Origin of the sequence: Streptomyces sp. NPDC059371, assembly GCF_042751995.1 — a bacterium.
Classification (GTDB): domain Bacteria; phylum Actinomycetota; class Actinomycetes; order Streptomycetales; family Streptomycetaceae; genus Streptomyces.
Window position 1 is genome coordinate 15,993 of sequence record NZ_JBHYXD010000082.1, and the last position, 20,813, is coordinate 36,805.

The window sequence follows — 20,813 nt, forward strand, 5'->3', positions numbered from 1 at the left end:
GGGGGGGCGCGCCCCCGCGGCGCCGGCCGCGCCCCCCCCGCGGCCCCGGAGATCGCCCCCCCCCCGCGGGTCCCCCCCCGCCGCGCCCCCCGCCGCATTTTCCGCCCCCCCGCCCCTGCCCGTCCCGCCACGGGGGCGCCGCCCCCGGACCCCCGCTCCTCAATCGCCGGAGAGGCTGAGTTTTCCTGTCCGGCGCCGGAGAGTTTCAGCCCGTCCGGAGATTGAGGACGAGGCCGTCAGGCCGAAGCGGGGGGCTGGGGGGCGGCAGCCCCCGGGTACGGGACGGGTAGGGGTGGAGGGGGGCGAGGACTGCTTGTGCCCGGGGCCACCCGGTCGGTGGGGGACGTGTCACAGACGGAGGCGGTTCCCCCGGCCGGGGGCGGAGCCTATCGTCAAGGTCATGTTCGCTGCCTATGCCGCCCGAATCGACCGTGACCAGCCGCTGAACGGCCTGGAGTTGGGGGAGCGCCCGGCCCCCGGACAGAGGCCGGGCTGGACGACCGTGAACGTACGGGCCGCCTCCCTCAACCACCACGACCTGTGGTCGCTGCGCGGAGTCGGCCTCGCCGAGGACAAACTGCCGATGATCCTCGGCTGCGACGCCGCCGGCGTCGACGAGGACGGCAACGAGGTCGTCCTGCACTCCGTCATCGGCCAGAGCGGGCACGGGGTCGGCCCCGACGAGCCCCGGTCCATCCTCACCGAGCGCTACCAGGGCACCTTCGCCGAGCAGGTCTCCGTACCCACGTGGAACGTGCTGCCGAAGCCCAGGGAACTGTCCTTCGCGGAGGCCGCCTGCCTGCCGACCGCGTGGCTGACGGCGTACCGGATGCTGTTCACCAACGCAGGGGTACGGCCCGGCGATTCCGTTCTCGTCCAGGGGGCCGGCGGAGGCGTCGCCACCGCCGCGATCGTGCTCGGCAAGGCCGCCGGCCTGCGGGTCTTCGCGACCAGCCGGGACGAGGCCAAGCGCAAGCGGGCCCTCGAACTCGGTGCCGTCGAGGCGCTGGAGTCCGGGGCGCGGCTGCCGCAGCGGGTCGACGCGGTCATCGAGACGGTCGGCGCCGCCACCTGGTCGCACTCGGTCAAGTCGCTGCGTCCCGGCGGAACCGTGGTCATCTCGGGCGCCACCAGTGGTGACCGGCCCTCGCACGCCGAGCTGACGCGGATCTTCTTCCTCGAACTCAAGGTGGTCGGCTCCACCATGGGCACGAAGGACGAGCTGGAGGATCTGCTGGCCTTCTGCGCGGCCACCGGTGTGCGGCCCGTCGTCGACGAGGTGCTGCCGCTCGACCGGGCCCGCGAGGGCTTCGAAAAGCTGGAGTCGGGCGACGTGTTCGGCAAGATCGTGCTGACGGCGAGCTGAGGCCCGGGGCACGGAATCACACGAACGGCGGGTCCGGGATATTCCGGGCCCGCCGTTTCGCTTGGCGTGGACGTCCGGGCGCCGCCAGTGTCAATTTTGGTTGACAGAAGCAGGGTGTCAACGTAAGTTGACATCATGACCGAAGCAACGGATCTTGCCGAGCGCGCGGGTGATCGCGATCCGCGGATCGGGCTGCGAGCGGTCTCCGCGCTGCGGAGACTGCTGGAGCAGTTGGAGGCGGTACAGGTGCGCAGTGCGCGCCATCAGGGCTGGTCGTGGCAGGAGATCGCCGCGGAACTCGGAGTGAGCAGGCAGGCCGTGCACAAGAAGTACGGGAGGCAGTGATGTTCGAACGCTTCACCAAGGATGCGCGGGCCGTCGTCGAGGGCGCCGTGGCGCACTCCGAGCGGGTGGGCGCCGAGACGGTCGAGGAGGAGCACATGCTGCTGGCCCTCCTCGGCCGGGAGGGCAGCCGGGCCTCCTTCGCCCTCTCCTCGCTGGGGGAGTCCGGGTTCCGGGAGTCGCTGGAGCGGGACCTCGCCGAGGCTCGGCGCCGGGGCGGGCTCTCTCGCGCCGACGCGGACGCCCTCTCCGGGCTCGGCATCGACCTGTCGGAGATCATCTCCCGGATCGAGGAGGCGCATGGAGAAGGGGCGCTGGAGTCGGGCAGGTGCGGCGCGAACGGCAGGCGGGTCCGTCGGCGGCCCTTCGGGCAGGAGGCGAAGGACGTGCTGGTACGAGCCCTGCGGATCGCCGCCGCCCGACGGGACCGGCACATCGGGGACGAGCACCTGCTCCTGGCGGTCACCTTGCGGGGCGGGGTCGCCGCCGAGGTGCTGGCCGACCACAACGTCACCTACGAATCGGTGACGCGCGTGCTGTACGGCGAGACCGGACCGGCCGGCGAGACCGGGGTGGCGGAGGCGGGGTGAGTGCCGGCGGCGGACTGGCGTGATCGGGTGACGGGCCTGTGGGGCCGCGCCGGTCCGGACACGGGGCGAGGTCCGGTGTGAGCCGTGCGGGCCCGCGTGACCGGGCGGGCGCGGCGGCACGGGTCCCGACCCGAGCCGCCGAACGCGGCTCGGCACCGGTCGGCTGCGCCGCGGCGGCCGGGTCGGCAGCGCGAGCCGCGGCCGGGTCGGCAGCGCGAGCCGCGGCCGGGTCGGCGGGGTCGGGGGTGACGGGGTTGTCTCGGCCCGGGGCCGGGGTGACCGGGTTCTCCCGGCCCGGGGCCGGGGGCGACCGGGTTGTCTCGGCCCCGGGCCGAGGGGCGTCCCGGGGCCGAGCGGGGCGGGCGGGGCCGTGTTCGTGGTCCCGCCGGCCATGTGCTCGGCACCGGGGGAGAGCTACGGCCGCCTGCTTCGCAGCGTCGAGCCGATGTGGGCCGCCGCCGCCGACAAGTGGCGGCGGACGTCACGGAGCTGGTCCTCCGTGATCCCGTGGTCGCGGGACGTGTCGCGGATGTCGTCACGGAAGCGGTCCAGCAGACGGTCGAGGTCCCGGGCGGGGTCGCCCGTGGAGTCCTCGTGGGCCCAGGCCGGTTCGTACGCGGCGGGGAAGTCCTCCGGCGTGGCCGAGTACTCCGCGTCCACGGGCGCTCCGGAAGGCGTGCGGCCGAAGCCGAACTCCTTGCCGAGATCCTTCCCGAAGTCCTTGCCGAAGTTCTTCCCGAAGTCGCCGAACTCCTTGGCCAGTTCGGTCAGCCCCTCGCGCACGCCCGTCGGCCAGTCACCCCGCGCGAAATGATCCTGGACCTGGTCCTGGACGCGCTTGGCCATGCGCTGCATCTCCTCCTGGGCCTGCGCACGGGCCCTCTCCTGGGCCTCCTTGGCCTGGCGGCGGGCGCGCTGCGCCTCGTCGCGGGCGCGGCGGCTCTCGTCCTTCGCGCGGCGGGCTTGTTCCTTCCACTCCTGACGGACGCGCCGCATCTCCTCCTTCGCCGCCCGCCACGACTCCTTGTCCTGGAAGTCGTCGAGGCCGGGCCCGCCCGCCGGATCGTCGTGCTGCTTCGGCCGGGCGCCCGCCCCGGAGCCGTGGCGTGCCTCGGTGGCCGCCGCCCGCATCTCACGGCGCAGATCACCGGCCGCGCCCCGGACATCCGCGCGGATCTCCGCCGCGAGCTCCGCGACCGACTCGCGGATCTCCAGCTCCAGATCGGCCAGCTCGCCGCTCCGGTCGGCCAGCTCGGCGCGGCCCGCGTCGGTGATCGCGTACACCTTGCGGCCGCCCTCGGAGGTGTGCGTGACGAGTCCCTCGGCCTCCAGCTTCGCCAGCCGGGGGTAGACGGTGCCCGCCGAAGGTGCGTACAGGCCCTGGAAGCGCTCCTCCAGGAGGCGGATCACCTCGTATCCGTGGCGCGGGGCCTCGTCCAGCAGCTTGAGGAGGTACAGGCGCAGTCGGCCGTGGGCGAAGACGGGGGCCATGTCAGAGCACCTTCTTGTCGGTCGAGTCGGCCGGCCGGCCCTCGGTGGCATCGTCGCCCGGTGTGTCGCCTGCCGCGCCGCCCGCCGTGGCTGTGGCGGTGGCGGAGTCGCCCGCCGCGTCGTCGGCCTTGTCGGTCGCGGAACCGCTCTCGTCGTCGGTGCCGCCGCTCGCGGGGCCGCTCACCTTGTCGTCCGCCGAGTCGCCAGTCGACCCGGCCGCCGTGCCGTCCACGGCGGTGCCGGCGGTCGCGGCCGGGGTGGTGCCGGTGGTCGCGTCCGGGCCGGTCGGCCGGGCCGTGTCCCGGGGTGCGGGGACGTCCTCGTACGGCTCGTCCTCCGTCGGGGGCCTGCGCAGCAGGGCGATCGAGCCCGAGACCGTCATCGCCCTCAGTCTGCCGTTGCCCGCGCCTAGCCGGCCGGTGATCTTCTTGGCGCCCCACTGGCCGTTGACCCGCAGGTCCTCGAAGGCGCTGGAGACGCTGCCGCTCGCGGTGTTCGCCTCCACCTCGGCGTCCGCGGGGTGGGGGAGCCGGATGGCGATCTCGCCCGAGACGTTCGACAGCCGGACGTCGGTGGGGGAGCCCGTCGCGTCGAGGTCCACGATCATCGAACCGCTCACCGACTCGGCCCGCACGGAGGTGCCGGAGCCCTCGACGACGGTCAGGTCGCCGGAGACCGAGTTGAAGTGGAGGTCGCCGGTGACGGCCTGCGCCTCCAGGTTCCCCGAGACGGTCTCCACGCGCACGGGGCCGGAGACACGGACGAGCGTGGTGTCGCCGGTGACGCCCTTGACCTGGACCCGTCCGTCCGTCCCCGAGACCACCGCGGCGGCGCCGACCACGCCCACCTCGACGTGCGTACGGGTCGGGACGGTCAGGGAGACCACGGCCGCGCGGCGCCAGCCCTTGCGGTCGAGCCACTTCAGGAAGCCCTTCCACGGAAGGTCGTCGTAGGCCACCGTGAGCGTGCCGCCCTCCTGGGTCACCTGGAGCGGCGGGCCGTCCAGCTCGGACACCTCCAGCCGGGCGGAACCCTCGTCGGTCCCCACGACGTTCACTGTTCCGTTGACGATGCGTACGTGCAGCGTCTGGACGGGGCCGTCGAAGGAGAGCTTCCTCGGCTCTGTCACGGACCACTCGGACATGGTGCAGACCTCCTCGGCCGGACCGGACCCTCGTACGAGCCCGAACTCGACGCGGCATATCGCGTCTTCCGTATTCACGATATATCGCGGATGCGCAAAGTCAAGACACCCGTTCTGGGGATCGTGAGTGCATCGAAGCGGGCAATTCGCCCTAAAGTGGGGCTATGTCGACTCCCTCCGGCGTGTCCAGGGGCGGCCGTCCGACCCCCGGCGCCCTGTTGCTGTGCCGGGCCCGTCCGGAGTCGGTCGGCCCCGCCGTCCAACTGCTGCGCGAGCGGATGCTGCTCGCCGGAGCCGGCCCCGACTGGAGCGTGCTGGTCCCCGAGGGCAAGCCCTGGCAAGACGGCGCGGAACCCGTCGACCGCGTGCTCACCGGATGGGCCGCGGCGCTCGCCGTCGGCGCGCCCTGGCCCGTTCTCGCGCTGTGGTGGGACACCGACCGCAGCGGCTTCACCCTGGCCTCGGGCTTCCGGCGCACCGTGGGCTACGAATGGCTGGCGAACGGCACCCCGGTCGGCGAGGACGAGGCGATGCGCACCTTCGCCGCCCGTCTGGGCCTCGACCCCGTGCTCGACATGCAACTGCTGGAGCCGCTGACACAGCCCGACCCCGTGGTCGACGCGCACGCGCGCGTGAGCGGGCTGTTCGCCGTCCTCACGCGCGCGGGGGTGATCCTCCCGGCCGGGGTCGACCCCGGAGAGCCCGTGGAACGGCTGCGTGACGCGGTCCGGATCCTGCCGGACGCCGAGCAGATCGAGTGGAACGGCTGGCGAGCCGCGGTGGGCGCCGAACTCGACGTCGTGGAGAGCGGCGGTCTCGGGCCCTGGCTGCGCGGCCCCAGGGCCCGCACCCTCGCCGCGGCCCAGCTCGCCGTGGGCCTTCCGCTCACCGCCTGGGGGATCCGGCGGCACAGCGGCGGCTGGATCGTCGTCGGCGCCGTCCTGATGCTCCGCGGCGCCCTCGGTCTGGCGTACGACCACCTGCGCGCGTACGACTGACCGGTCCCCGCGCGAGGACGGTGCCCGGAGCTCCCGCTCCTACTCCTCGTCGTCCTCGTCGTCCAGGCGGGCCAGCCAGGTCGCCAGCCGCTCCACCGGTACCTCGAAGTCCGGGTTCAGGTCGACGAACGTACGCAACTGCTCGGCGAGCCACTCGAAGGTGACCTCTTCCTCGCCACGCCGCTTCTCAAGTTCCTCGATGCCGCGGTCGGTGAAGTACATGGATGGTGCTCCGTGGGTGAAAGGTAAGTGGAACGCTGGGAAAAGGATAGGCGGGGGCGAGCGACAGGCGGAGGGCCTCCGGGGGCGAGGAACGCGGGGAGGGCCCCTGTCGTGCGCGGGCCGCCGACGCTAGCCTGCAAGGTCGGCTCGAACCACGGGGGCGTGGGGGAACGGGGGATGCCATGAGCGACGCGGTGACGCGCATCGCACGGATCGAGATGCCCGACGGAACACCGGTGTGGGCGCGGATCTCGGGAGCGGACGAACTGGAGGATCCCGGCGGGGAGCTGTCGCTGACGGACGTCGGCTTCGCGGAGCGGGTCGAGGCGCAGGTCGAGTCCCTGCAGTCGCTGATCACCGGGGTCGCCCGCTCGCTCGCCGCCCCGCTGCGCGCGGTGCGGCCCGACGAGGTCAGCGTCGAGTTCGGCATCGAGCTGACGGCGAAGGCCGGCAAGGTGGTCGGGCTGCTCGCCGACGGCGAGGCCAAGGCGGGCATCACGGTCACGCTCACCTGGAACGGCGCGCCACCCGACCTGGGGACCGGGACCACCGCCTCCCACGCGGGGCCACCCGACCCGGACGGGGCCGGGACCACCTCGCACGTGAGGCCCCCCGGCCCGCGAGGCGCCGCAATCGCCGCTCCCCGCGCGGGGTCACCCGACCCGGACGGGCCCGGAACCGCCGCCCCGCACGCGGGGCCACCCGACCCGCAAGGTCCCGGGACCGCCCCGCACGCGGGCGCGTCTCCCGGCGCCCCGGCGCACGGCGCCGCCACCGACCCCTCCGGCGGGGGCGGGGCATGACGGACGGGCACGCCCCGGGCGCACCGGGCGGCCCCGGGAACGCTCACCGTGCGCTGCGTGATCTCGTCATGGCCGCCACCGTACGCATCCATCGCGCGGGCTCCGGGTATGCCCTCGACGAACCCGGCACGTTCCTCGGGAGCGGCTTCTTCATCGCTCCGAATTGGGTTCTGACCTGCGCGCATGTGGTCCGGAGCGGGGAGGGGAACGAGGTGACGGTGGTGTACGAGAGGGGGCCGGGCCGCGGTACGTCCGCCGTCACCGGCGAGGTCGCGACGGTCCTCCCGGACCGCGCCGGGCTGCCGGCCCGCGGTACGTGGCCGTCCCCCGACCTCGCCCTGGTGCGGCTGCGCGAGCCGGTGGACCACGACTGCGCTTACGTCACCGAGCGCCCGGCCGCCTACTACGAGGAGGCCGTCGTCCTCTACTCCGGCTGGTCCGTGGTCGGCGGGGAGCTGCGCCGGCTGAGCGGCACCTGCACGGTCCAGGGCACGCTCGGCGGCTGGTCCGACGACGAGCAGATCCGCCTCGGCGGCGACGTGCTGCCGCCCGGCGTCTCGGGCGGTCCTGTCGTGGACCCCGTACGCGGTGAGGTCGTCGGTGTCCTGAAGTCGCGTACGGACCGGGGGCTCGGCGGGACCTGTACGGGCGTGGAGCAGTTACGGTCGCTCCCGGTGCCGGCCGAGGAGCCGGCCGCCGAGCACGACGACCCGTACCACGCCGTCTTCCACGCGCACGACCGCTACCACCGGGACCGGCAGCGCCACCCGGACAGCGACCGCAGCACCTGGGCCGACGTGCAGAACCAGCTCGGCGCCCGGCCCGGCCGGGCCCTCAGCCCCGAGGAGCGGACCCAACTCCTCGGCAGGCTCGCCGATCTGCCGCCGCCGGCCAGCACCCGCGCCCTGCTCGGCCTCCTCGAATCCCTGCTGGGCGACCAGGCGGCGATCCCGCACCCGGCCCCGCGCGGCTGGCGCGACGGGCTCGGGGCGTTGTACGAGAGCTCGCGCCAGGACGCGGCCCTCGACCTCGTCCTCGACTACGCCATGCGGGCGATGTCCGCCGAACGCCCCTTCGTCACGCCGGGCACGCGGGCCGCCGAACGGGCGCTGTGGGAGTGGGTGCGGCAGACCGCCGAGGGCCGTCCGGGCCCCGCCTACCGGCGCCGCCTCGGTCAGCAGTGGATCGAACGGCTCCAGTTGGCGCCCCGCGGCCCCTCGGCGGCGGAAGCAGAGGCGGCGCACATCACCACGCGGAGCGCCGATCGTGCGCCCCGCCTCTTCGTCCTGCTCGAACTGGAGCAGCTCGGCTGGGAGCCGGGCCGCTGCGACTGGCACGTCTCCGTGGGCCGGCCGACCGGGGAGGTGGTGCGGTTGCGGGACGGCGAACGCACCCCGCTGGAGGAGCTGCCGGCCGCTCTCGCGGCGCCCCTGACGGAGGCCTTCCGCCAGTGCGACGAACCCGGACGGCCCGTGGACCTCCAGGTGGCGCTGCCCCATCTGCTGCTCGGACTCGACGTCGACGCCTGGCGGTTCGGGCCGGACGAGGCGCCGCTCGGCGTCCAGCGGCCCGTCGTCGTGCGCTGTGCCGACCGGGAGCAGCTCCCCGAACCCGCCGACACGGCGGCCCACGCCGGAAAGCCGCTCCCCGCCGACGAGGAGCGGCATGAGCGCGAGGACCGCTGGCGGTGGATCCACGCACACGGCGCGCAGGCCGAAGTCCTCGACTGCGAGGACGGTCTGCGGGTACCGGTACCGGCGGCGGAGTCGCTGCGCGGCCTGCCGCACAAGACCGTCCCGGTGCTCTGCCGCTACGGGGACCACCGTTTCGAGGACGACCCGGTCGCGCTCGTCCGGATCGTGCACGGCGGATACGGCGTCGCGCTGTGGCGGCGCTGGCGCGGACAGTCCGAGGCGGTCTGCGGCGAGTTCCACCGAAGGGCCGGCGACACGGTGGCGGGCGCGGGCGGCGCGGACCGGCTCCCCGCCCTGGTGCACGCCCTGCGGGCCGGACTGCGCGAGGGCCGGCCGGAGACCTACTGGGCTCATGGGATCGCCCTGTTCTACGACGACCCGCGCCGGCCCCTGCCCGGGACCGGAGACCTGCTGGAGGCACCATGACCGCATCGGTGGAGCCGTTGTCGCGTGATGCTCGGATGAGGCCGAAGTGGGCTGCCGCGAGCCCCTCTTGGGGCCTTACGGGGCCCACCGCGGATCGATACGGTGAGGCGACGATCGACGGCTTCCGGGGTGGACGAGTGACGACGAGGACTGGGCAATGACCGATTCCAGCGAGTGGCTCATCTACCGAGGCGCAGGCGAACCCCACGACGGCCTGAACCGGCTGCCCGCCCCGCCGCCGTGGCGCGACTTCGCGAGCCGGGACGCCGCCGGCGGTGACGGCGACGGCTCCGAGGACCGCAGGCTGGGCGCGTACCGGCATCTGGCCGAACTCCACCGGCCCGGCGCCGAGGAACTCGAAATGATCAACGCGGCGCTCTATCTGCGCCGCCCCCTGCTCGTCACCGGGAGCCCCGGCGCGGGCAAGAGCACGCTCGCGCACTCGGTCGCGTACGAACTCGGCCTCGGCAACGTCCTGCGCTGGCCGATCGTCAGCCGCTCCACCCTGCGGGACGGCCTCTACCACTACGACGCGATCGCCCGGCTCCAGGACGTGCAGCTCGCCGCCCCGCACGGTGCCGACCCCGCCGCGCCCGGCGCCCCCGGTTCGGTCGAGGGCATCGGCAGCTACATCCGGCTCGGCCCGCTCGGCACCGCGCTGCTGCCCTCCGGGACCCCGCGCGTGCTGCTCATCGACGAGCTGGACAAGAGCGACATCGACCTGCCCAACGACCTCCTGAACGTGCTGGAGGAAGGCGAGTTCGAGATTCCCGAACTGCAGCGCGTCGCCGACCGGCTGCCCGGCGGCGAGGCCGCGGTGCTCACCGCCGACGGCACCAAGGCACGGGTGCGCGACGGCCGGGTGCGCTGCCACGCCTTCCCCTTCGTGGTCCTCACCAGCAACGGCGAACGCGACTTCCCCGCCCCGCTCATGCGCCGCTGCATCCACCTCGAACTGGGCCGCCCCGACCACAAGCGGCTCGCCACCTTCGTACGCGCCCACCTGGGCGACGAGGCCGCACGCGCCGGGGACGACCTGATCACCCACTTCCTGGAGCGCTCGCGCAGCGAACTCGTCGCCGCGGACCAGCTCCTGAACGCCATCCACCTCACCGACGCCGCGGCCCCGCCCAGCCGCGACCGGCTCGCCGACCTGCTCATCCAGCGACTCGACCGCCCGAGGTGACCCGCTGATGACCTCCGGCGACCCGATCGCCGAACTCATCGCCCGGATACGGCGGACCGGGCTGGATCCCGATGCCCGGCAACTGGCCGACGCGCTGTGGCTGGCCCGCTGGTCGCGCCCGACGGACGGGACCGGCGACGAGCAGGGGAGCCCGCCGCCGTCCGGCCACAGGACGGCGGCCGAGGACCCCGCCGCCGGGCGCCCGGACCCGCGGGGAGAAGGGCCGCCGCCCGGCGACCGGCCCGGACCGGCGTGGCGGGACACGGAGCCCGACCGGCGCGTCGCCCTCTACCCGGTGCCGCGCGACGGCGCGCCGCGCGGCTACGGGCAGGGCCGGTCGGCGGTGCTGCCCGTCGGCGTCCCGGCCGCGCCCGCGTTCCCCTCCCCCCTCGAACTCCAGCGCGCATTACGCCCGTTGCAGGCGTACCGCACCGCCGCACCACCCCTGCGTACCGTCCTCGACGAGACCGAGACCGCCGAACAGACCGCCCGGGCGGGCGGGTTGGTTTTGCCGGTGTTCCGCGGGGTGACCCGGGCCGACGCCGCGCTCCAGCTCGTCATGGACGCCTCCTCGTCCATGCGCGTGTGGGACCGGATGTTCGCCGAACTGGAACAGGTCTTCAGCCGGCTCGGCGCCTTCCGGGACATTCAGATCAGCCACCTCCACCAGGGCCCGGACGGAGAACCCGCCGTCAGCCGCAGCCCCGAGCCCGGCGCGGCCCCCCTGCACTCCGCCGACCGGCTGAGCGACCCGACGGGCCGCCGCGTCACCCTCCTCGTCAGCGACTGCGCCGGCCCCCTGTGGCACAGCGGCCACGCCCACCGCCTCCTGCACCACCTGTCCCGGCTCGGCCCCGCCGCCGTACTCCAGCCGCTGCCGCAGCGCATGTGGAACCGCACCCGGCTCCCGGTGTCGTACGGCGAACTGACCCGCGGCGAAGCCCTCGCGGGCGCCGCCACACTCAAGGTCCGGCTGCCCGCGGGCACCCCGCCGGAGGCACGCGGCGGCGCGCTCCCGGTGCCCGTCCTGCCGCCCGAGCCCACCGCGCTCGGCGCCTGGGCACGACTGCTGTCGGGAGCCGGCGCCGGACCCGTGGCCGGCGCCGTCGGCTGGGTGCGCGGGCAGCACGAACCCGCTCCGAGGGCCCGGCCCGGACGCCGGATGTCCGGGCTCGAACTGGTCAGCCGGTTCCGCTCCAACGCCTCCAAGACAGCCGGGCGACTGGCCGGCTATCTGGCCGCGGCCCCGCTCAGCCTTCCCGTCATGCAGCTCGTCCAGCGCACCATGCTCCCCGACTCCGGGCCCGCCGAACTGGCCGAAGTCCTGCTCAGCGGACTGGTCTCCCGCGCCAAGGCCGAGGACTACGGCGCGGACGGCACCCAGTGGTACGAGTTCGCGCCCGGGGCGCAGGAAGCCCTGCTGTCCCCGCTGGGCCTCGACGAGGCCATGCTGGTGCTCAAACACTGCTCCGAATACATCGAGCACCGGTTCGGCAAGGGAGGTCCCAACTTCCCCGCCCTGGCCCTGGCACAGCTCGGCGAGGGCGGCTCCGGACCGCCGCTCTCACCCGGCGCCGGATACCCGGGCGAGAACGGCGACAACGGCGGCGCCACCCTCGTGCCCCAGCCCTTCGCCGAGGTCGCCGCACGGGTACTGGAGCGATTCATGCCGCTGCCTGAACACTTCGCGAGCTACGCGCCCACCCGCGGCCCCGACGACCCGCCCGGCCGGCGGCCCACCCACCCCGCCGTGCTCAGGGCCCGCTCACTGGCCGGCCAGTTCGGCAGCGACCGGATGGTGCAGGACCTCATCGACGCCGTACAACTGCTGCGCGGCGCGACCGAACACGAGGTGCTCCCCGGCGCCGACCCGGAACTGTGGGCCGAGTACGCCAACTGCGTCCTGCTGCTGTGGGAGGTGCAGGGCGGCGCCGACCTGCTGCGCGAGGCGGAGACCGCCGCCGAACGCGCCGTCGCGCACCCCCGGGCCCTGCGCGAGAGGGCCGTCCTGGCCCGGGTCCTGCACGCCGCCGCCACCGACCGCAGGCGGCGCGGCGACCGGCGCGGCGCGCTCGACCTGCTGCAACGCGCGGACCGCGAGTACGCGGTGGCCTGCGCCGCGCCCGACCTGGACGCCGCCGAGGCCCTGCGGCTCACCCTGGAACGGGTACGGGCGCTGGAGGCGCAGTGGCGACTCGGCGGCGACAGCGCGCTCCTCCAGGGCGCCGTCGGCATGCTGGAGGCGTTCGCCGACGCCTGGCCCGACCGCCGAAGCCGCCCCTCCGGGCTCCCGCTCGCCCACGGCCGTGTCCTGCTGCGCCTGTCGGGCGCCACGGCCGACCACGAACAGGCCAGGCTGTACGCGGAACAGGGCGCGCGCTCCCTGCGCGCCGCCCTGGAGACCGGCCCCGAGGACCCGCCCGCTCCGGACGGCGCGTCCTCACGCGTCCGCATCCTCCTCGACCTCGTCGACGCGATCCTGGGGTCCGGCGGCGCACTGGACGACGCCCGGGACCACGTGGAGGAGGCACTCGCCCTCACCCGCGACCAGGGGCTGCGCTCCGCCCTGCTGGTGCGCGCCGGGCGCGTCCACGTCGTCCGGTACGCCGACACGGGCGACCCGCGCGAACTCCAGGACGCCGCCGCGCGGTTCGAGCAGGCCTCCCGTGGAGTGCCCCGGGACGCCCCCGCGCACGCCGACGTCCTCGCCGAATGGGGCGAGGCCCTGCTGCGCCACGCCGTGGCGGACAGCGCACGCGTCCCCGGCGAATCGCTGTACCGGGCCATCCGGGTGCTGCGGGACTGCCGTACCGAGACACCCGCGGGCAGCGGCGAACTCGCCCACCGCCTGCTGCTCCTCGGCCGCGCGCTGATGCTGCGCTACCGCGCCCGCGGTGACCGGGTCGACCTGCGCGAGGCCGAGCACCTTTTCGGCCTCGCGGCTCTTGAGGACGGCCCGCCGCTCACCACCGCCCGCTGCTGGCTGGAGCTCGGGCAGGCCCAGTTCGAGGCGTACCAGAGCCTCGGCCGCAAGGCGCGGCTCGACGAGGCGATCGACGCCTTCCGGGCCGCGGCCGAGTCGGCCCGCGAGGCCGAGGAGGACGCGGAGACGGAGCGCACGCGCCAGGAAGCCGTGGAACTGGCCGCTCGGGCACAGCACTGGCGGGGTATGTCCTACGAAGCGGCGGCGCGCCCGCGTGCCGCGCGCGAGGCCTACCGGGCCGCACGGACCGAGTGGTCCAGGCTGCCGGACGGCGTCGCGAGCACGGGAGAGCCGACGGCCCGGCAGACGGCACAGCGGCTGGCCGAGCTGGAGTGAGAGCGCCTGCCGGCGGCCGCCGGGGCGGAGTCAGTGAAGGCGAGGGAGAAGACGAATGGGCGCACGGGACGACGTAGGGGAAGGCATACGGGACGGCGCACAGGACGGCGACGCGGCGGGGGACCGCCTTCCGCGATCCCCGGACCGGTTCCGGGGTCCGGCGCGGCCGATGTCCCCCGAGGCCACCGGGGACGCCCCGACCGGGACACCGGATCCGGCGGACCTCCCCGTCCCCGACCTGCTGGAGCTGGACCTCGCGGAGCTGCGGACCGTCCGACACCCGGTCCTGACAGAGGTACTGGCCGACCTGCGAGCCCGCTCGGGAGAGCCGAGCGAGATCCTGTGGGGGTTCAACAACGCCTTCTGAACGGCCGAGTGGGCGACGGACCGGACAACCGTCGCTCACGAGCGGTCAGTTCAAGTCCACGCCCGTGATTGAACCGGACAACTTCGGACGGTCGGTGTTTGTGGCCGGTGTGCGGGCGGGCATGTCGCCCGGTACGGACAGGGGGCCGTGGCGCGGTTCGCGGCGTGGGATCGTGCGGCCGTACACCATGGGGGTGCCGGAGTGTCTGCAGAGGCGACCTCCCCGACACCGATACCCCCGCGGACACCCCTGCCCCCGCCCCTGTCGATGCCGATGCCGGCCACCGTGACCTCCGCGCCGCACCCCGTACGGCCTTCGTGGGACGGTCCCGTTCCCGAACCGCCCTTTCCTTTCCGGCAGTTCATCGTGAAGATGCACGGCCGCTGCAACCTCGCCTGCCGCTACTGCTACCTCTACGAGGGCCCTGACCGCAGTTGGCGCGCCCGCCCCGCCGCCGCCCCGCCCGGCGTCCTGGAGCGGACCGCGCGGAGGATCGGCGAACACGCCGCCGTCCACGGTCTGACGGATCTGTCCCTGGTCCTGCACGGCGGCGAACCCCTGCTGGCCGGTGTGGACACCCTCGCCCGGTTCACCGGCCTCGTCCGCGACCGGGTCCCGCACGGCTGCACCGTGCACGCCACCGTCCAGACCAACGCCACCCTGCTCACCGAACGGCGGCTCGCCGTCCTGGCCCGGCACTCCGTCAGGGTCGGCATCAGCCTGGACGGCGGCCTGCCCGAGCACAACACGCTGCGCACCGACCACGCCGGCCGCCCGTCCTGGCCCGCCGCCGCGCGCGGCGCCCGGCTGATCGCCGAACGCCACCCGGAGGCGTACGCCGGGATCCTCACCGTCGTCGACCCCACGACGGACCCGGTCGAGCTGTACGAGTCCCTGCTCGCGCTCCGGCCGCCGGCCATCGACCTGCTCCTCCCGCACGGCAACTGGACCGCGCCCCCACCGCACCGGCAGGGACCGGGAACCCCCTACGGCGACTGGCTGTGCGCCGTCTTCGACCGCTGGTGGCGGGCCGGGCGACGCGAGACACGCGTGCGGCTCTTCGAGGAGTGCCTCGCGCTGCTCCTCGGGCTGCCCGCCGCCACCGAGTCCCTCGGCCTCGCGCCCTTCGACGCCCTCGTCGTGGAGACGGACGGCTCCATCGAGCAGGTCGACTCCCTGAAGTCCTGTTACGAGGGGGCGGCCAGGACCGGCCTCGACGTCTTCCGGCACCGTTTCGACGAGGCACTGCGGCACCCCGGCGTCGCGGCCCGGCAGGCGGGCGCCGCCTCGCTGGCCGCGCGCTGCCGGGCCTGCCCGCTGCTCTCCGTGTGCGGCGGCGGACACTACGCGCATCGATACCGGGCCGGCCACGGCTTCGCCAACCCGTCCGTGTACTGCGCCGACCTCCAGCGCTTCATCCGCCATGTCGCCGGGAGGCTCGCGGAGGCCACGGCCCCTGTTCCCGGCGTGTCCCCCGTACCTGCCACGGCCACCGTTCCCGCCGTGTCCCCCGTTCCCGCCGTGTCCCCCGTACCTGCCGTGTCCCCCGTGCCGGCGGTGCCCCCCGTTCCCGCTGATTCCCCCGCGCCCGCCTCCGGTGCCCCCTCCGCCGCCTCCCCCGCTTCCCAAGGAGATGTCCCGTGATCCTCCCCGCGGTCCCGGAACGGGCCGTGGACGAACTCGGCCGCACCGAAGGCGGCCCCGAGACCCTCGGGCTCCTCGTCCGCGACCAGCACACCCGTCGACTGCTCCTGCTCCGCGCGGTCCTCGACGCCGCGGAGTCGGCCGCTCCGGACGTCTGTCCCGCCGCCGCGCTGAACCGGCTGCGCGCGGACTGGGCCCTGCTGGAGGAGGCCGAACGGCGGGAGCGGCCCGCCCACCGCCGGGGACGGTCTCACAGCGGTGCTATGCCGATGGCCGGGGGATGGTACGGGCCTGCCGGTGCCTCACCCGTGGCCGGGGGATCGTACGGGCCTGCCGGTTCCTTACTCGTGGCCGGGGGATCGTCCGGGCCTGCCGGTTCCTCACCCGTGGCCGGGGGATCGTACGGGTCCGCCGATTCCTCACCCGCGGCCGACGGGGCGTACGGGCCCGTCGGCTCCCTCTCGGTGGCCGAGGCGGACGCGGGGTCCGGAAACTCCGACCCGGTGTCCCCCGTACGAGCCCTCCTCCTCCACCCCTTCATCGGCCCCTGGGCCAGGGACACCCTGCGCGCGCTCGGGTCCGGAACGGGCCCGCTCCCCGGCCGGGACCCCCGTGAACAGGCCCGCGCGCTCGCCCACTTCGGGTCGCTCGCCGCCGCGGCCGCGGCCCGTGCCGGGGTGTCCTACGCGGTACGGCTGACGGCCTACGACGGCGTGCTGGCGCTGCCCTCGCTCGGCGCGCTGCGCACGGGCGGGCCCGGTGCAGGGGAGACCGAGGTGACCGCCGTGCACCGGCGCGGACGGCTGACGCTCCGCCGGCGCGGCGAGGCGGACGTGGTCGTTCGCCCGCAGAGCGGTACCGGCGCCTGGTCGGAGTCGGCGGCCTGGACGCCGGCGTACACGCTGCCCGGTCTGGTGCCGGGCTCCGCCGCCGTACCGCTGGACGACCTCGACCCGTATCGGACCGCCCGCGGCGGACCCCGCCCGGACACCCTGAGCGGCCCGGCCGCCCTCGACGAAGCCGACCGCAAGCACTGGCTGCACACCTGGTCGGGCACCGCCGCGGCGCTCGCGACGGGCGGCGAACGCCGGCTCGCGGAGTCGGTCACCCTGCTGTGCTGCCTGGTCCCGCTGGCCGCGGGGGCCCGCGGGGGGGCCGGGGGCGGGGGGGGGGGCGTGGTGGGGGACCCCCGCGGGGGCGGAGGCGGCGGCACAGGAACAACCCCCCCGCCCGGGCGCCCCCGCGCGCGCGGGGGCGCGGGGGGGGGGGGGCCTCCCCCGGCGCGCGGCGTCCCCGCCCGCGGGGGGGTGCGCGGGGCCCGGGGGCGCCGCCCGGCGTGGGGGGCCCGGCGGCGGCGCGGGCGGCAGTTGCAGCGGCACCCGGCGCGAGGCCTTCGGCGCGATCCTCAGCAGCGCGCCCGCGACGGCGACCGCCTTCGCGGCCACCCTCGTCCACGAGATCCAGCACACCAAACTGGCCGCGCTCAGCGACATGCTGACGCTTCATCACGCGAGCCCGACCCTCCGTCACTTCGCTCCCTGGCGCCCCGACCCCCGCCCGTACGACGGCCTGTTGCAGGGCGCCTACTCCCACCTCGCGCTCGCCGACTTCTTCCAGCGCGGCGCGCTCGCCGCCACGCATCCCACCCGCCGTGACGCCGCTTGGGCGCAGCACGCGCGCTATCAGGCACAGGTCGGGGCCGTCCTGCCGGCGCTCGTCGGATCGGGTGATCTCACCGTGCGGGGACGCCGGTTCGTCGACCGCATGGTCGAGGTGTACGAACGGCTCGCCGAACAGCCGCCGCCACGCGGACACGCGGCGCGCGCGACGGCGTACGTACAGGCCGCCCGGGCGCTGTGGAACCGGCGCCACGCACCGGGCGAATGAAGCCCGCACCCCAAGGGGGGCGCGGCGGAAGCCGATCGAGTCGCGTCGCCCCCTCGGTACGCGCCCCGCGCGCCGGCCGAACCGGCCATGACCCGTCACGATTGAGCCATCCTCGCCGAAAGAAGTGGGTTCCCGGACGCGGGGCTGACCGTGCGCCAAGATCGGCGCTGAACACCTTTGAAATGGAACCGTGGAGCAAGCGACTGGTGTGCGTCGGCGCCCTATCGCCGACCCTCGCGGCCGTTCTAAAATCACGCGCGGGGAGGCCGCTGCATGTCTGGAGCTCGTACACCGGTCGGGCCAGCCGAGAGGGGGCCCGCGAAGCAGACCGTCACCATCAGCTTCGCCGGTTTCAACCGGGCCTGGGCGGCCTGGATCGGGGACCGTCTGGAGCGGCGTGGACATAGAGTGGTGTACCAGCGCTGGGACTCCCCGGCCGAGGTGCCCCTCGTGGACCTGCTGCGCGACCTGACCCTGGCCAAGGGCCGCATCCTGATCGTCGTCAGCGAGTGGTACTTCCAGCTCGGCCCGCGCACCCACGAGGAGTGGAACGCCGCGCTGCGCGAGGTCGTCGCGCCCGACCCGTCCCGCTTCACGGCCGTCTCCGTCACCAACAGCACGCTGCCGACGGCCACCACCGTGCTCGGCGCGGTCGACCTGAACAACATGGGCGCCGACGAAGCCGAGCGCCGTGTTCTCGAACGCCTCGACCTGCCCTCCGAACCGCTCCCCGAGTCCGTCGAAGGCGCCCGGCGCGGCCCCCGCTTCCCGGCGGCCATGCCCGAGGTGTGGGGCGGAGTGCCGCGCCGCAACACCCGCTTCACGGGCCGCGAGCCACTCCTGAACGACGCCTACCACCTGCTCCAGGGCGCCGAGGCGGGCGCGGGCGTGGTCACGCTGCACGGCATGTCCGGCGTCGGCAAGACCCAGCTAGCCGCCGAGTACGTCTACCGCTTCGGCTCCGAGTACGACGTGGTGTGGTGGGTCAACGCCGAGAAACGGGTCACCTACCGGCGCCGACTGGCCGAACTCGCACCGCAGTTGGGCCTTTCGACCGGCGCCGAGTACGGCGAACGGCTGCGTGCCGTACGCGACTCGCTGCGCCGGGGCGACCCGTACTCGCGCTGGCTGCTGATCCTCGATGGCGCCGACGAGCCCGACCAGATCTACGACCTCGTCCCCACCGGGCCCGGCCACGTCCTGATCACCTCGCGCAACCCCGAGTGGAGCGAGCACAACAGCAAACTGCTGGAGGTGCCCGTCTACGCGCGCGACGAGTCCGTCGCCTTCATCCGTCGCCGCGCACCCCGCCTGAGCGAACCCGAGGCGGACCAACTCGCCGATGCGCTGGAGGACCTGCCCCTCCTGCTGGACCAGACGGCCGGCTGGCTCAACGACTCGGACCTGTCCGTCCAGGAGTACATCGCCCTCCTGGACGGCGGCATCGACCAGGACGTCGTCAAGATCTCCGCCGACTTCCCGGTCGCCTTCCAGACCGCCTGGTCGATACTGCTGAACAAACTCCGCGACACCGTCCCGGAGTCCGTCGACCTGCTCCGCCTGTGCACCTTCTTCGCGCCGGGCTTCATCCCCGTACGCCTCCTGAAGGAGATGCCGCACGACCAACTGCCGGAACAGATCGCGGGTCTGCTCAACGACCCGCTGCTGTGGAACAAGGCGATCAACCAGCTCCGCCAGTACTCCGTGGTCCGTCTGGAGTCCCACGAGGCGGCCGGCGACGAGGCGGCGTCCTCCGGCGAGTCCCTGTATCTGCACCGCATGGTCCACCAGATCGTCCACAAGGACATGCCCGACGAGGACCGCCGCGAGTTCATCGACGTGGTCCGCCGCGCCCTGGCCGCGGCGGACCCGAGACGCCCGACGGACACGCGGCTGTGGCCCCGATACGCGGAGATCACCCCGCATCTGAAGTACGCGGACGTTCTGAAGAGCGATGACTCCTCCGTCCAGCAGCTCGTCTTCAACTGCATGCGGTACATGTACTTGTCGGGCGAGTACGTGGCGGGCATCAAACTCGGGGAACGCGCCATGGCGACATGGCGCGCCCTGCTCGGCGGCACCCACCCGAGGATCTGGGAACTCACCCACCACTATGCCAATCTGCTGCGCGCGGTGGGCGACTACGAACGAACGGAAGCCCTGGAGAGGGCGGCCGTGGACCACCTGCGCCGGGAGCAGGGCGAACACGACTTCGACCATCTGCGGGCAGTCGGCGGGCTTGCCGCCGACCTGCGAGGCCTGGCCCGGTACGACGAGGCTCTGGAGCGCTCCGAGTGGCTCCTGACGGCGTACCGGGAACTGCTCGGTGAGACGGATTCGCGCACCCTGAACGCGCAGAACAACGTCGCCGTCTCGCTGCGGCTGCTGGGCCGCTACCAGGAAGTGCTGGAGATCGACCGGCGGATGCTGGAGGCGCGTCGGTCACTGCTGCGCGGACGGCACCCGTGGACCCTGTACTCGGAGATCGCCTACGCGACCGACCTGAGGCTCCTGGGGCGCTACACCGAAGCCGAGTCGATCCAGGCCAAGAGCGTCCGTGAACACCGCCTCGTCATGGGCCCCGACCACCCGGAGACGCTGCGTGCGGAACACAACCTCGCGCTGTGCCAATACCGGGCGGGAGACCGGACTCGGGTGGGAGCGATGCTCGCCGGCATCCTGGAACGCAGCGAGCGTGTGCTCGGGGAGAGCCATCCGACCACGCTGAGCTTCGCTGTCAGCGAGAGCTGCTTCGCCCGCGAGCACGGCGACATCGACCACGCGCGGGAGGTCGGTGAGGCCGTCGTCGCACGCTACGAACTGCTGCTCGCCGAAGGCCACCCCTATCTCGCCGGCACCCGGGCCAACCACGCGCTGGTGCTGCGCAGCGTGGGCGAACGCCAGGCGGCCTACGTGACTCTCGAGCAGTGCCTGGCCGAGATGACCACGGCGGTGGGGGAGAACCACCCTTGGACGCTGGGGTGCGCCGTCAACGCCTCGGCCCTGCGCAACCTCGTCGGAGACCCTGAGGCGGCCGCTGAACTCGGCCACCTGACGGTCGCCAGGGCCACCGAGACCCTGGGGCGGGTCCACCCGCTGACGCTGTCCGCGCGGATCGCGCTCGCGGCGGACCTTCGCGGACTGAGAGACGTCCAGCAGGCCGAGAAGCTCGAGCAGGAGGCGCTGGAGGACCTGGCGGGAACGCTCGGTGCCCAGCACGCCCACACCATCTCCGCCCGCTCCCGCAACCGGCCGTTCTGGGACTTCGAGCCGTACATCACCTGACCGGCAGGTGGGAAACACCGAAGGGGCCCGGCCCCGAGTCCGTGAGGAC

The 20,813-nt window shown here is 74.1% G+C and carries 14 protein-coding genes and 1 pseudogene; 12 read left to right on the forward strand and 3 right to left on the reverse strand.

Annotated elements, in window-relative coordinates; genetic code table 11:
- Positions 1-400 precede the first annotated feature (400 nt).
- The 3 genes from ACFXGX_RS32575 to ACFXGX_RS32585 all read left to right on the forward strand — a co-directional run bounded on the left by ACFXGX_RS32575 (position 401) and on the right by ACFXGX_RS32585 (position 2,298).
- Positions 401-1,366, forward strand: coding sequence for a zinc-binding dehydrogenase (locus ACFXGX_RS32575; RefSeq protein WP_384798387.1), 966 nt, complete (start codon positions 401-403; stop codon positions 1,364-1,366).
- 135 nt (positions 1,367-1,501) lie between these two features.
- Positions 1,502-1,711, forward strand: coding sequence for a helix-turn-helix domain-containing protein (locus ACFXGX_RS32580; RefSeq protein WP_148010429.1), 210 nt, complete (start codon positions 1,502-1,504; stop codon positions 1,709-1,711).
- Positions 1,711-2,298 carry a Clp protease N-terminal domain-containing protein gene (locus ACFXGX_RS32585; RefSeq protein WP_384798391.1) on the forward strand — a complete coding sequence of 196 codons (588 nt, stop codon included), beginning with the start codon at positions 1,711-1,713 and terminating at the stop codon, positions 2,296-2,298. The genes ACFXGX_RS32580 and ACFXGX_RS32585 overlap by 1 nt, the downstream gene beginning before the upstream one ends.
- Before the next feature lie 414 nt (positions 2,299-2,712).
- On the opposite strand, the gene ACFXGX_RS32590 is transcribed toward ACFXGX_RS32585, so the two are convergent.
- Both ACFXGX_RS32590 and ACFXGX_RS32595 read right to left on the reverse strand, forming a co-directional pair.
- Positions 2,713-3,789 carry a helix-turn-helix transcriptional regulator gene (locus ACFXGX_RS32590; protein ID WP_384798394.1) on the reverse strand — a complete coding sequence of 359 codons (1,077 nt, stop codon included), beginning with the start codon at positions 3,787-3,789 and terminating at the stop codon, positions 2,713-2,715.
- 1 nt (position 3,790) lies between these two features.
- On the reverse strand, positions 3,791-4,933 hold the full coding sequence (locus tag ACFXGX_RS32595) for a DUF4097 domain-containing protein (protein ID WP_384798397.1): 1,143 nt from the start codon (positions 4,931-4,933) through the stop codon (positions 3,791-3,793).
- A 164-nt stretch (positions 4,934-5,097) separates the two neighbouring features.
- On the opposite strand from ACFXGX_RS32595, the gene ACFXGX_RS32600 reads away from it, so the two are divergent.
- Positions 5,098-5,931 (forward strand): hypothetical protein, encoded by an 834-nt coding sequence (locus tag ACFXGX_RS32600; RefSeq protein ID WP_384798399.1) that lies wholly within the window; start codon positions 5,098-5,100, stop codon positions 5,929-5,931.
- 39 nt (positions 5,932-5,970) lie between these two features.
- On the opposite strand, the gene ACFXGX_RS32605 is transcribed toward ACFXGX_RS32600, so the two are convergent.
- Positions 5,971-6,153 (reverse strand): DUF6104 family protein, encoded by a 183-nt coding sequence (locus ACFXGX_RS32605; protein ID WP_005312030.1) that lies wholly within the window; start codon positions 6,151-6,153, stop codon positions 5,971-5,973.
- A 182-nt stretch (positions 6,154-6,335) separates the two neighbouring features.
- Between ACFXGX_RS32605 and ACFXGX_RS32610 the strand changes: the two genes are divergently transcribed.
- The 8 genes and pseudogenes from ACFXGX_RS32610 to fxsT all read left to right on the forward strand — a co-directional run bounded on the left by ACFXGX_RS32610 (position 6,336) and on the right by fxsT (position 20,764).
- On the forward strand, positions 6,336-6,956 hold the full coding sequence (locus ACFXGX_RS32610; protein WP_384798402.1) for a CU044_2847 family protein: 621 nt from the start codon (positions 6,336-6,338) through the stop codon (positions 6,954-6,956).
- Between the two features lie 68 nt (positions 6,957-7,024).
- Complete coding sequence (locus ACFXGX_RS32615; RefSeq protein ID WP_384798405.1) at positions 7,025-9,076, forward strand: trypsin-like peptidase domain-containing protein; 2,052 nt, start codon at positions 7,025-7,027, stop codon at positions 9,074-9,076.
- 157 nt (positions 9,077-9,233) lie between these two features.
- The gene (locus ACFXGX_RS32620; RefSeq protein ID WP_384798408.1) at positions 9,234-10,262 is read left to right on the forward strand and encodes an AAA family ATPase; all 1,029 of its coding nucleotides are present in this window, start codon (positions 9,234-9,236) and stop codon (positions 10,260-10,262) included.
- Between the two features lie 7 nt (positions 10,263-10,269).
- Positions 10,270-13,581 (forward strand): SAV_2336 N-terminal domain-related protein, encoded by a 3,312-nt coding sequence (locus ACFXGX_RS32625; RefSeq protein WP_384798411.1) that lies wholly within the window; start codon positions 10,270-10,272, stop codon positions 13,579-13,581.
- 55 nt (positions 13,582-13,636) lie between these two features.
- Complete coding sequence (gene fxsA / locus ACFXGX_RS32630) at positions 13,637-13,948, forward strand: FxSxx-COOH cyclophane-containing RiPP peptide (protein WP_384798414.1); 312 nt, start codon at positions 13,637-13,639, stop codon at positions 13,946-13,948.
- Positions 13,949-14,221: 273 nt separating this feature from the next.
- Positions 14,222-15,592 carry an FxsB family cyclophane-forming radical SAM/SPASM peptide maturase gene (locus ACFXGX_RS32635; RefSeq protein WP_384798417.1) on the forward strand — a complete coding sequence of 457 codons (1,371 nt, stop codon included), beginning with the start codon at positions 14,222-14,224 and terminating at the stop codon, positions 15,590-15,592.
- A gap of 1,392 nt (positions 15,593-16,984) precedes the next feature.
- Positions 16,985-17,479, forward strand: a pseudogene (locus ACFXGX_RS32640) (aKG-HExxH-type peptide beta-hydroxylase); the annotation flags it as partial.
- A gap of 273 nt (positions 17,480-17,752) precedes the next feature.
- Positions 17,753-20,764, forward strand: coding sequence for an FxSxx-COOH system tetratricopeptide repeat protein (fxsT, locus tag ACFXGX_RS32645; RefSeq protein ID WP_384798420.1), 3,012 nt, complete (start codon positions 17,753-17,755; stop codon positions 20,762-20,764).
- Positions 20,765-20,813: the final 49 nt, after the last annotated feature.